General features: G+C 38.3%; 11 protein-coding genes. 5 read left to right on the top strand and 6 right to left on the bottom strand.

Annotated features, from left to right (window positions below):
• Positions 1-4: 4 nt before the first annotated feature.
• Genes B554_RS0116550 through B554_RS0116570 form a run of 5 tightly spaced genes read right to left on the bottom strand, consistent with a single transcriptional unit; the run spans position 5 to position 5,580 of the window.
• Positions 5-838 carry a MetQ/NlpA family ABC transporter substrate-binding protein gene (locus tag B554_RS0116550; protein WP_019458929.1) on the bottom strand — a complete coding sequence of 278 codons (834 nt, stop codon included), beginning with the start codon at positions 836-838 and terminating at the stop codon, positions 5-7.
• Between the two features lie 13 nt (positions 839-851).
• Positions 852-1,682 (bottom strand): MetQ/NlpA family ABC transporter substrate-binding protein, encoded by an 831-nt coding sequence (locus B554_RS0116555; RefSeq protein WP_019458930.1) that lies wholly within the window; start codon positions 1,680-1,682, stop codon positions 852-854.
• A 14-nt stretch (positions 1,683-1,696) separates the two neighbouring features.
• On the bottom strand, positions 1,697-3,109 hold the full coding sequence (locus B554_RS0116560; RefSeq protein ID WP_019458931.1) for an LLM class flavin-dependent oxidoreductase: 1,413 nt from the start codon (positions 3,107-3,109) through the stop codon (positions 1,697-1,699).
• The gene (locus B554_RS0116565; RefSeq protein WP_019458932.1) at positions 3,109-4,332 is read right to left on the bottom strand and encodes an SfnB family sulfur acquisition oxidoreductase; all 1,224 of its coding nucleotides are present in this window, start codon (positions 4,330-4,332) and stop codon (positions 3,109-3,111) included. Before B554_RS0116565 ends, B554_RS0116560 begins: the two co-directional genes overlap by 1 nt.
• A 12-nt stretch (positions 4,333-4,344) precedes the next feature.
• Positions 4,345-5,580: an SfnB family sulfur acquisition oxidoreductase gene (locus tag B554_RS0116570; protein ID WP_019458933.1), complete on the bottom strand. Its 1,236-nt coding sequence runs from the start codon at positions 5,578-5,580 to the stop codon at positions 4,345-4,347.
• A gap of 345 nt (positions 5,581-5,925) precedes the next feature.
• On the opposite strand from B554_RS0116570, the gene B554_RS0116575 reads away from it, so the two are divergent.
• From B554_RS0116575 to B554_RS0116595, 5 genes are all read left to right on the top strand, one after another.
• The gene (locus B554_RS0116575) at positions 5,926-6,690 is read left to right on the top strand and encodes a glutathione S-transferase family protein (RefSeq protein ID WP_019458934.1); all 765 of its coding nucleotides are present in this window, start codon (positions 5,926-5,928) and stop codon (positions 6,688-6,690) included.
• A 541-nt stretch (positions 6,691-7,231) separates the two neighbouring features.
• The gene (locus B554_RS0116580) at positions 7,232-8,125 is read left to right on the top strand and encodes an amino acid ABC transporter substrate-binding protein (protein ID WP_004702139.1); all 894 of its coding nucleotides are present in this window, start codon (positions 7,232-7,234) and stop codon (positions 8,123-8,125) included.
• Between the two features lie 93 nt (positions 8,126-8,218).
• Positions 8,219-9,061: an amino acid ABC transporter permease gene (locus tag B554_RS0116585; RefSeq protein ID WP_019458935.1), complete on the top strand. Its 843-nt coding sequence runs from the start codon at positions 8,219-8,221 to the stop codon at positions 9,059-9,061.
• A gap of 2 nt (positions 9,062-9,063) precedes the next feature.
• Positions 9,064-9,741 (top strand): amino acid ABC transporter permease, encoded by a 678-nt coding sequence (locus tag B554_RS0116590; RefSeq protein ID WP_004702135.1) that lies wholly within the window; start codon positions 9,064-9,066, stop codon positions 9,739-9,741.
• A 13-nt stretch (positions 9,742-9,754) separates the two neighbouring features.
• A complete protein-coding gene (locus B554_RS0116595; RefSeq protein WP_019458936.1) occupies positions 9,755-10,498 on the top strand; it encodes an amino acid ABC transporter ATP-binding protein in 744 nt (247 codons plus the stop codon).
• A 52-nt stretch (positions 10,499-10,550) separates the two neighbouring features.
• On the opposite strand, the gene B554_RS0116600 is transcribed toward B554_RS0116595, so the two are convergent.
• The gene (locus tag B554_RS0116600; RefSeq protein WP_193760139.1) at positions 10,551-11,867 is read right to left on the bottom strand and encodes a DcaP family trimeric outer membrane transporter; all 1,317 of its coding nucleotides are present in this window, start codon (positions 11,865-11,867) and stop codon (positions 10,551-10,553) included.
• Positions 11,868-12,065: the final 198 nt, after the last annotated feature.

Raw genomic sequence — 12,065 nt, forward strand, 5'->3', positions numbered from 1 at the left:
CTCCTTATTTCCAGCCTTGAAACCACATACCTTGGCCAAAGTCTTTATCCAGAATGTCTTGTGCTTGTTTTGAGTTCTGGAATGCTTTAACAAAGGTTGCAAGTTTTTGGTTTTTATCTTGGTAATCGCGACGGGTCACAAACAAAATTGCATATTTTTTATCGATTGGATCTAAAAATAATGCGCTATGTGGGTCGGTTACCTTTGCCATTTTTAAGTAGTGAGGGAAGCCGAAAATTAAATCGACATCGTTATATGCATGTGCGGTTTGAGGGCCCTCAACTTCAACAAAGCTCAGCTGTTTGGGATTAGCGATAATGTCTTGGGTGGTTGAAAGTTCATTATTAATGTCTTTAAGCTGAATTAAACCTGCACGGTGCAATAAAATTAAAGCACGGGCTAAATTGACCGGATCGTTTGGAATAGCAACACGTGCATTTGAAGGTAAGTCTTTAAGTGATTTATATTTTTTTGAATATAAACCCACATGACTTCCTGAACCCACACCAAATGCATGTAAGTCATAACCCGTTTCTTTAACAGCATTACGTAGAAATACGCTTTGCTGGAAAAAGTTTGCATCAATATCACCGTTTTGTACGGCAACATTTGGTGCTCGCCAATCAGAAAATTCAACAAGCTTGACATGAACGCCTTGCTTTTCTAATTCATTGGCAACGCTTTGTAATAATTCAGCATACGGTGGACTAATGCCAATCGTTAAAACATCATCAGCTTGTTTATTTTTAATATAACGGTAACCGACGAGGCCCAGAACTACGATAACAATCGTAATTCCGAGTAACCAAGGCTTATGCTGTTTGAACTGAATCGCCATAATCTTTCCGCTATTACTTCCAGCCAGGGAACCAAAGTTTTGGCCCAATCTCAGCATCTAACACAGCTTTAACTTTTGGCGAGTTTTGATAGATCTCAACAAATTTCTTTAATTTGTCGCCCTTGTCCTGATAGTCGTCACGTACTACAAACAAAATGGCATAGCGTTTATTGGTATTGTCATCAAGTAAAAGTGCACTATTAGGGTCAGCTGTTTTTGCTAAGCGTAAGTAATGTGGATAGCCAAAAGCCAAGTCAACATCATCAATTGCACGAGCAGTTTGTGGTCCTTCAACCTCGATGAATTGCAAGTTTTTAGGGTTTGAAACAACATCTTTGAGTGCAGATAAATGATTGTTTGAATCTTTAAGCGTAATTAATTTAGCTTGCTGTAAAAGGAGTAGGGCACGACCTTGATTCACTGGATCATTTGGGATGACTACACGTGCGTTTTGTGGCAATTCATCAAGGCTTTTATATTTCTTTGAATAAAGTCCCACATGTGATGCTGCCCCTACTGCAAATGCTTTTAATTTAAAGCCAGTTTCTTTAATTGCATTGTCTAAGAAAGGTTGATGCTGGAAAAAGTTGGCATCAATATCCCCATGATTTAAGGTAATGTTTGGTGTGTTCCAGTCAGAAAACTCAACCAGTTTCACATTTAAACCTTGTTTCTTTGCTTCATCGGCAGCAGCTTGTAAAGGTTTTGCAAATGGTGGACTAATACCAATCACAAGTTCATTTGAGCCACTTTGACGATGTTTATTCCAAAAGAATAAAGCAACAAAAAGGACTACAACGACTAAGCCTACGCCTAGCCATTTTTTAGAGGCTGTTTGAGCCATGTCTATCTCCAAATTTAAGCGGTTATTTCTTCAATTTTTGTTAGGTTTTTGCTGTTGTTATAGGGACTACATCGGAACGCTTGAACAGGGTGCTGTTCTGGTAATTGATCACCCCGATTAAAAATTTTGTTCCGTAGTGAACCCGCTTTATATGCGGTTTTATAGCGACCACGTTGCTGTAGTTCAGGAATAACCAAGCGAATAAAGTCGTGGTGAGACTCAGGTGCAACTGTACGGGTCAAATTAAAGCCATCAATATCGGTCTCATCTAAAAGATGAATTAAGTATTCAGCAACTTCTTCGCCACTACCTACGATGAGGGGATAACGGCCACCTAAAACATGTTGAGCTTTTAAGTCATTTTTTGTGATTTGCTGTTCTTTAAACTTTTCGGTAATCGAAACAATACTGTTACTTTTTTGGTAAGGAATCGCTTCATCTTCAGCAAACTTACTTAAGTCAATGCCTGTTGAACTCGCATAATGCGCTAAGCCTGCCTCAGGGCTTGCGTACTGACGATATTCATTAAGTTTTTGTACAGCCAGATCATGTGTTTCGGCAACAACAACAGTTATACCGACAAAGACTTTAATGTCATCCGCTGAACGGCCTTGCTGTTCTGCAAGAGCACGAATCTTTTTCACTTGTTCGCGTATTTTTTCGGGTTTGTCGCCACCAATAAATACACACTCAGCATGACGCGTCGCAAACTGCATACCTTTTGGTGAAGCACCTGCTTGAAATAGTGTTGGGGTGCGTTGCACAGAAGGAGACACCTGAAACACACCTTCACTTTGGTAATATTTTCCCTGGTGGTGAATGGTATGAACTTTAGATGGATCTGTAAAAACACGCTGTACTTTATCTTTTTTAACGGCGTCGTTTTCCCATGAACCCTCCCAATATTTGTAGCAAAGCTCTAAAAATTCTTCGGCTTGCTCATAGCGGGCATCGTGGTCTTTTAAACCTTTTTGGCCGATTAGACGTTCCGCACTATCTAAATAACCCGTCACGATATTCCAGCCAATACGACCTTGAGTTAAATGGTCGAGACTCGCAAAGCGGCGGGCAAATTGATAAGGATGCTCATAGCTTAAGTTCACAGTGACCCCAAAACTTAGGTTTTGAGTAACTGCCGCCATAGCTGAAATAAGTGTAGATGGGTCATGGCTCGGAAGCTGAATGGACTCTTTTAAAGTCAGATCAATACCATTTTGATAGACGTCATACACACCTGTAATGTCTGCAATAAACAAACCATCAAATAAACCACTTTCTAAGGTCTTAGCTTGTTCTGTCCAGTAGCTCAGTTCATTAAAACGATGTGATTCATCACGTGGATGTGTCCATAAGCCATGATTAATATGCCCAACACAGTTCATATCGAATGCATTGATTAAAATTTCTTTCGCTTTAAAATCTGCCATTACAATGTCCCCCGACGAGGCGGTAGCACACCGTTAAGAACATAGTTCCCAATAAAATAATATTTCCATCGTGCGGCATCATGCAAGGTATGCACACGGGCATTACGCCAAAAACGGTCTAGACCATCCTGTGACTGACTGCCACGACTTCCTGCAAGTTCAATGAGCTTAGAGGATGCTTTGAGTGCAATATCGCTACTATGAGCACGTACTTTAGCCACATCGATGGATGCTTTAGCAATGTTTTCAGGTGTAGTTTCAATTTTTGCGGCATCAATTGATTGAGCTGCCTGTTTTAATAACACTTCACTAGCTCGTACATCGACAGCAATGCGTCCTAGCTCATAAATTGTCAAAGGATCTTGATTTGCAGTTTCTACATTTGAATCAATCCATGGGCGCGCTTGATGTACTCTTTGCAAACTTTCTTCAAAGGCTGCACGTGCAATGCCTACCTCAATTGATGCATGCATAATTTGCGCAAAAGGGCCCACTAAGGTTGGTTGTAAAAATGCAGTATCAAAAGGAATAACATCATCTGCATCGACAAAAACCTGATCAAATTTAACCGTGCCGCTACCTGTAGTTTTCTGACCAAAGCCAGACCAGTCATCAACGAGTTTCAATCCTTGTGAACCACTTTTTACAAACGCCAGATACTCTCGACCGGCATCATCTAAAACTAATGTTGGAATACGGTGAGCAAATAAACTTCCTGTGCAGTAAAACTTTTCACCCTGAATGAGATATCCATTTTCGTGAGGACGGATATTGGTTTGTTTGTGGGTTGAAGTTTTGGTTTTAAACTCAGCAAGTGCATTACCAAAGCGAGTGCCATTTAAAACTTCGCCGTATAAACGTTGTTTTTGAGCTTCTGTGCCTGTATTGCGTAAGACTTCTAAGGCATAGAAATGGTTTTGTGGAATTTGTCCAATTGAACCATCTGCACCACTCAAAAGTGCAATCACTTTAGCAACGGTATGACTTGAAACTTCGGCACCACCATATTGCTTTGGCACTGTAATTGCCCAAAGACCAGATTGGCTCAAAGCATCGATTTCGGTATAGGGTAAAATTCGCTTAGTGTCTCGTTCTACTGCGGTTTTTTTAAATTGCTCTGCAAATTGTTTGGCAATTTCTAAAGCTTCAGCATCATTTTGAATAATGTGTGCTTTGCCAGATGCCGATGTTTGTTTTGTTTGAACCGATTGATATGAAGTCATGACAATTTCTCCTTAAATCCAGGCGTGGCGGGCAGGGAAATGACCATTAAGGTAATAATTGCCAATGGCATGTATTTTCCAGCGAACAGGGTCGTGTAAGGTATGTACACGGGCATTTCGCCAATGTTGATCTAAATTATGTTGGCTTAAGCTTGAACGACTACCGCCTAGCTCTAGTAGTTTTTCAGAGATTTGTAGAGCAGCATCATTGGCATAGACTTTTGCTTCAGCAACCAAAATTGAAGCTTTAGCTACTTGTTCATCAGTCACAGTTTGAAGTTGGTCAAGTTCATCTAAATATTCAGCAGCTTCATCAAGCAGTAAAATTGCAGCATCGAGCAAAATATTTAACTTACCTACTTCTTGTAAGGTGTAATGTTCAAAGCTGGCTTTTTCTACATTTGCATCAATAATTGGACGTGCTTTATGAATAGTCGATAAAGTATCGTCAAATGCAGCTTCCGCAATCCCAACATCAATGGCTACTTGTAATAACTGAGAATAGGCACCGCGATAAGTAGGAGTTTGAGTCAATAAGCGTTCATCAAGAATAAGTTCAGGATTGACTTCAACATGATTTAATTTAACCGTACCACTCGCTGTCGTACGCTGACCAAAGCCATTCCAGTCATTAATGACTTCAATACCTTGAGCATCTCGATTCACAATCACTAAAACCACATGACCTTCGGGATGAACCGCTTTAATTGCGAGCCAATGCGCAAAACTTGTTCCAGTCGAATAAAATTTTTCACCGTTTAAAATGTATTTACCGTTTTCAATGGTAAGCGTGGTTTTTAGTGTTTTTGAGTCATGTGTATTACGTTCTGGTCCACCATTAGCAAGACGTTTGCCTGCCAATATTTCTGAAAAAATAAATTGTTTTTGTTGTTCTGTGCCCAAGATCTCGACGAGGTTTAACAGACTAATTTGATTTTGTGGAATTTGACCAACATTGGCATCGCCTTTACTTAAAATACGAAAGACTTGAGCCAAAGTTTTATTAGACACAAAAGCACCGCCATATTTTTTTGCAATGCGAATTCCACCTAAACCTTTTTGACTAAAGCTTTCGATTTGCTCAAAAGGAAGTTGGCGTTGTTGATCACGTGTATTACGACCCTCTAAAGCAAAATCAGCCACTTGATAAGCAGCATTAATGGCTTGTTGATCATTTTGAATGACTTGGACGTATGCCGTCGTTTTAGATAGAGAATTAGACATAATGACACCTTGTATTGCTGTCATTACCTTACAAAAGAAATATTTTTCCACTAAACGAGGACTTATGCTCAGCTTATGAATAAAAATGCAAAGCACTTTTTTTGATTTTTAATGGATAAATATAGATATAGAAATTTATTATAAATCAATTGATTATAAAATTTATTGGCTGGAAAAATTACTAAACTGGTTTTAATATGAAAAAGAGCTATAAGTACGGTAAAAAAAGATATAAAAAATATAGACCTAACTGTCAGTGAAAAATGAGCACAATATCCATTGTTTTCATTAAAAATAGCTTCTAAAGTATCTACTTAACGACGACGATTTTTGTACGAATAGTCAAATAAAAATAAACGTGGAGATTTTATGCGGGTTTTGTATCAGTTTCCTTTGTCTCATTATTGTGAAAAAGCTCGCTGGTTGTTAGACCATAAAGAACTTGATTACGTTGCACATAATTTGATTCCAGGCTTCCATCGTGCATTTGCACAACTCAAAACCGGGCAAAATTTATTGCCAATTTTGAAAGATGACCAACGTTGGATTGCTGAATCAACTAAAATTGCACTTTATCTGGATGATACTTATCCAGAGCATGCACTTTTGCGCCGTGATGAACAACTTCGACAACAAACGCTCAAGATAGATAGCTTGGCAGATGAACTTGGTGTACATGTACGTCGTTGGGCACTTGCTCATACTTTAGCCCATGGAGACCATGCTCTAGAAATTATGATGGGTGAGCAAGGTTACTTGCGCCAGTTTGAAAAAATATCAAAACCTTTCCTCAAAACTTTAGTAAAGAAGAACTATAAACTTGAAGAGGAGCTAGTAAGTCAGTCAAAAGAGCGTATGGATGAACTTATAAATGAGTTGAATCAGTACCTCATTGAAAACCAAGCACGTTATATGGTTGGAGACCGCTTAAGTCTCGCCGATATTTCAGTATGTTCTATGCTTGCACCTTTACTTGAAATAAAAGGTACACCATGGGAGCCTGAAGAGGATGAAGAGGTGTCACCAGAGTGGAGCACTTATCAGAAAGCTTTACTTGATTTGCCGCTTGGACAATATGTTTTAAGAATATATCAAACAGAAAGAAATGCACGCGTTGATTGGCGAGGCATTTAATCTATAGGTTTTATAAAAAGGCTCGAAATAAATCGGGCTTTTTTTATATTTGTAGAAATATTTTAATTGTAAAAAACATGACTATAAGTTTTATAAATGAATTTTATTAAAACATTTTTATTTATTATTTTGAGGTTTGTTTTGTTTTTTTAATTACAAACTTAGACTTTTAGTCTAAATGCCTAATAAAGTTAATTTTTCTTTTTATTAATAAAATAGTTTTTCTAAAAACAGTTTTTAGAAAAAATTAAGCCACTTTATTGTGCATGTGTTTACAATGTAATCAAAAATTGCCACATTTAAGTGTAATTAGATGAGCTTAATAATAGACAGAAGATTAAAATATAGATTAAAGTAAGAAACATGTGAGCAGTTTTAAAGGTATTAACTCTGCGAAACAGATAAATAATAAGTGAAGCAAATGGATGAAGTCCTACTTGGAAAAGTTGGCTCGATAATTGCAATTTAATAATAAATCACTCTATTTCTCTATAAGAATGATTCTGTAGACAAATAGAGGAATGATCATCAAGGAGTTCTTATGAAACGTTCTGCAACCTCTCTCATTGTTTCAACAATTATGCTTTGTACGGTTGGTGCTACTTCTCAAATACAGGCAGCAGACACATTAGCAAAAATCAAAAGTACTGGAAAAATCGTTATTGGTCATCGAGAATCATCCGACCCAATTTCATACGTTGTTGGAGGTAAACCAGTAGGTTATGCAGTCGACATTTGTAACCAGTTCGCAAATGATATTAAGAAAGAATTGAAAATGCCTGGTTTAAAAGTTGAATACAAGGCAGTCACTTCATCAACACGTATTCCTGAGCTTTTAGCAGGAAATATTGATATGGAATGTGGTACGACTACAAACTCTAAACAGCGTCAGCAACAAGTTGGTTTTTCAACGAACTACTATGCAACAGAAGTGCGCATGGCTGTTAAAGCAAACTCTGGTATTAAGAGTCTAGCTGATTTAAATGGTAAAGCAGTTGTTACGACTCAAGGTACAACATCTGACAAGTACATTAAAATGAATGAAAAAGGTCAGTCACTTAATGTACAAAACATTTATGGTAAAGACCATTCTGACTCATTTGCCATGATGGCATCTGGCCGTGCCGCAGCATTTGTAATGGATGACAATATCTTAGCTGGTCTAATTGCTAAGTCATCTACACCAAAAGCATTCGCAATTGTAGGGCCAGTACTTTCGTCAGAACCTTATGGCATCATGATTGCTAAAGATGATCCAAAATTTAAAGCAGTTGCCGACCGTACCGTAAATAATTTATGGAAAACTGGTCAAATGGACGCTTTATATAAGAAATGGTTCTTATCTCCAATTCCACCAAAAAATACTAATTTAAATATGCAGCCAAGTGCATCTTACAAAAAGCTTAAAGCCCACCCAACAGATGCAGGAATCTAACTCGTTCCTTTTGTCCTAAATTTACTTGTGCAAGTGTAAAACCTCATTTGCACAAGTGGTCTATTTTCTAAGATATTCATTTAAGGGGCAAACATGTCAGTCGGCTCGCTAAACTGGACTATATTCTGTGCGGAGTCTAATGAATATGGTGTCGATAAAGCCGCATGGGCAGAATCAGTTTGTAAAGTCATTGGTAGCTCTAGCTACAATGCTTATTCTGAGGCGCCCACATGGTTACAAATGTTAGGTTCTGGTGTCTTTACTATGGTATGGACTGCTGTTGTAGCCTTTCTTATCGCATTTTTATTAGGTTCTCTCCTCGGGGTAATTCGTACTTTACCCAACAAACCGTTTGCATTTATCGGCAACTGTTATGTCGAAATATTCCGTAATATTCCTTTAATTGTACAGTTATTCTTCTGGGCTTTTGTATTCCCAGAGTTCTTACCAGATAGTTTAAGTGCTGGAAGTGGAGACGTTGTAGCAGGTGGATGGTGGAAAAACCTTCTAAATCATCATCCTGCTGTTATTGGTGTTTTTGCTTTGGGACTATATACCGCAGCACGTGTTTCTGAGCATGTAAGAGCGGGGATTAACACAGTTTCTCGCGGACAAAAGTTCGCAGCTTCTGCAATGGGTTTTACAACGGCGCAAAGTTATCGTTATGTGATTTTACCAGTTGCATACCGTACTGTATGGCCAACCATTACTTCCGAAGCAATGAACGTTTTTAAGAACTCAGCAGTTCTATATGCGTTAAGTGTTTTGAACTTCTTCGCTTATACCAAAACCATGCGAGAAGAGACTTCTCAGGACATTATCATTCTTATTCTGTCTACACCGGTTTATTTAATCATTACCTACACCATTAAATTTGTGATGGCATGGATTGAAAAACGTATGGCTGTACCAGGTTTAGGTTCGGGAGGAAAATAATTATGGATTTTTCTCTATTACATAATCCTGATGTTATTGCTGCACTCAAAGAAGGTTTTATCTTCACGCTTACGGTAACGGTACTTGCGATGATGGGAGGAATCCTGATTGGAACTCCATTGGCAATGATGCGTTTATCTAACAGCGCAATCGCAAGTAACTTTGCGAAGTTCTATGTTGATCTATTTCGTGGTATTCCATTAATTCAGGTCATCTTTATTTTCTATTTTTTGTTGCCGAAAATATTTGAATTTCAATCAGATACTTATTGGGGGCCATTATTTTCGAGTGTTGTGACCTTTGCGATTTTTGAAGCTGCATTTTTCTCGGAAATTGTACGTTCCGGTATTCAGTCTATTTCAAAAGGTCAGGTCAATGCAGGCTACGCTTTAGGTTTCACCTATGGTCAATCTATGCGTTATGTGGTGTTACCACAGGCCTTCCGTAATATGCTCCCAGTATTACTTACTCAAACCATTATTCTCTTTCAGGATGTGTCATTAGTCTATGTGATTAGTGCACCAGACTTCTTAGGTCGTGCAGATACATTGGCTAATACCTATGGTCCTGAAACAAAAGCAACATTCTACTTAATCGTCGCTGTGGTGTATTTCTGTAGCTCGTTTGTGCTATCGCAATTAGTCAAACGCTTACAGAAAAAAATTGCCATCATTCGCTAATTGGAGATTTTAAATGCCAATGATAGACATCCAACATATCTCTAAATGGTATGGTGATTTTCAGGTTTTAACAGATTGCACGACGAGTATTGAAAAAGGTGATGTCGTTGTTGTTTGCGGGCCATCTGGTTCAGGAAAATCAACGCTCATTAAAACCGTAAATGCTTTAGAACCATTTCAGCAAGGTGACATTATTGTTGACGGGGTTTCATTAAAAGATCCGAAAACTGATCTTGCAAAGTTCCGTTCTCGTGTAGGAATGGTGTTCCAGCACTTTGAGCTTTTTCCGCACATGACTGTTTTGGAAAATTTAACGATTGCTCAAGTGAAGGTGTTAAAACGTTCAGTTGCCGAAGCGCGTGAAAAGGGGCTTAAGTATTTAGAACGAGTTGGGTTACTTGCGCATAAAGATAAATTTCCAGGACAACTTTCTGGTGGACAACAACAACGTGTTGCAATTGCTCGCGGATTATCGATGGACCCAGTCTGTATGTTGTTTGATGAACCTACTTCGGCACTCGATCCTGAAATGGTAGGAGAAGTGCTTGAAGTGATGGTACAACTTGCAAATGAAGGTATGACCATGATGTGTGTTACTCATGAAATGGGTTTTGCTAAACGAGTATCGAACCGTTTAATTTTCATGGATGAAGGCAAAATTCTTGAAGATTGTCCAACCAATGAATTTTTTGATAATTTAGAGGCTCGTCACGAGCGCGCTAAACTTTTCTTAGAGAAAATTCAGGCAATGCATTAATTGTGACAATAAAAAAAAGAGCCTTTAAAGGCTCTTTTTTTATATCTAGCTTTTAGAAATTATATTTAGCAAGTAAATTTATACGTGAGTAATCGCCTTTATCACCTGCAAATGTTTCACGCTGGCCGTAAGTGTATTCTGCACCTAAGTCAATGTTCTTAACTGGGTTCCAGATTAAATTAACCAGCGCATTATAAATTTCTTTGTTATAGCTGGTGTTATTTAAATTAGTATTGGCATATGTGCTGTCATCTTTATACTGAACTCCACCAATTGCGAAAGTAGAACGTAATATTGGATTCCATTTGCGTTGATAGCCAATAACAGCGCTATCAAATTCTCCTAAGTTGATATCTTGACTAATTGTGTCATATGCATAAGCAGAGTTGCTATAAGATAAATATCGACCATCGCCTTTAACATGATAGTAATTCGCCATAACGCTATCTTGAGGGGTAATATCATACTTTCCGCCTATGCCGACACCCCAACCAAATTTTTCTTCAGATGAACTATCTTTAGGTGCGACACGGTTTTCGTGAGCAAGCCCATGAAGTTGTAATAAGCCTTTATTATCGGCAGTTTTAAAATCATAACGCGTTGTTAGAGCAGGGAAACGGCTTCCACCCGCAACATTTCCTACTTTTTCAACATCGCCACCTTCTAAAGCAAATAAGATTTTTTGTTGCGCATCAATCGGCTGGGTATAGCGGACTTGTACGGTACGCGTTGTTCCTGTGCCCACTGCACCTGTAAAGTCTAATGTTTCTGGAGATGTATCGGTATTTACGAAAGGTGAAGTCGTTTGACCTGCTAACCATTTACCTAAAGACATATAAGCATGGCGTACACGGAAAGTTCCACTGCCATTGTCGCCATTACCCCCCATAAAGTCGGCTTCAATTTTTCCGGTTAAATCACCATATTGGGTAGGTCGAAGAATATCTAAGCCAATACGTGTAGTTGCAGCAGATACATTTAAAGAATCTTGTCTTGGATCATCTTTATTTAATGGGTAATTGGCTGCATTTGAAATGCTTCCATTTGAACCTTTAAAGTCATAAGTTGCATCTACTCGTACGTTTCCATAGAGCTTAACTTGAGTTTGTCCATCAGGCATTTGCATCCATCCAGGCTTGCCTTGTGGAGCAGGTGGATTTGCTACAGTTGCAATTTGTGGAGCTGCTGGAGTATTAGCTGCAAGTGCTGTTTTTTGCTGACTTGATAGTTGCTGAACCAGTTGTTTTAATTCACCGACCTCTTTGCGTAAAGCATCTACTTCTGCATCAGTAGCAGCATGGGCTGGCACCATTATACCTGTTAGGCTAACAGCACTCATGGCAAGAACTAAACTTTTGATTTTTTTCACAGGTATTCCCCACATCGGATATAAAATTTTTCCAATATCTGCATATCAAAAACAGTGCCAACTTTTTGAAATTCTGAAAAGTTACTGATTTTATTTAGAAAATACTCATTATTCTTAAATAACATATTGTTTTACTAATGTGTTAAATGAAAAACTGAAAGGATATAAGGCTATGAACCATTGCAAATGCGCTATAAA

This window comes from Acinetobacter sp. GG2, assembly GCF_000292385.1.
GTDB classification, from domain to species: Bacteria; Pseudomonadota; Gammaproteobacteria; order Pseudomonadales; family Moraxellaceae; genus Acinetobacter; species Acinetobacter seifertii.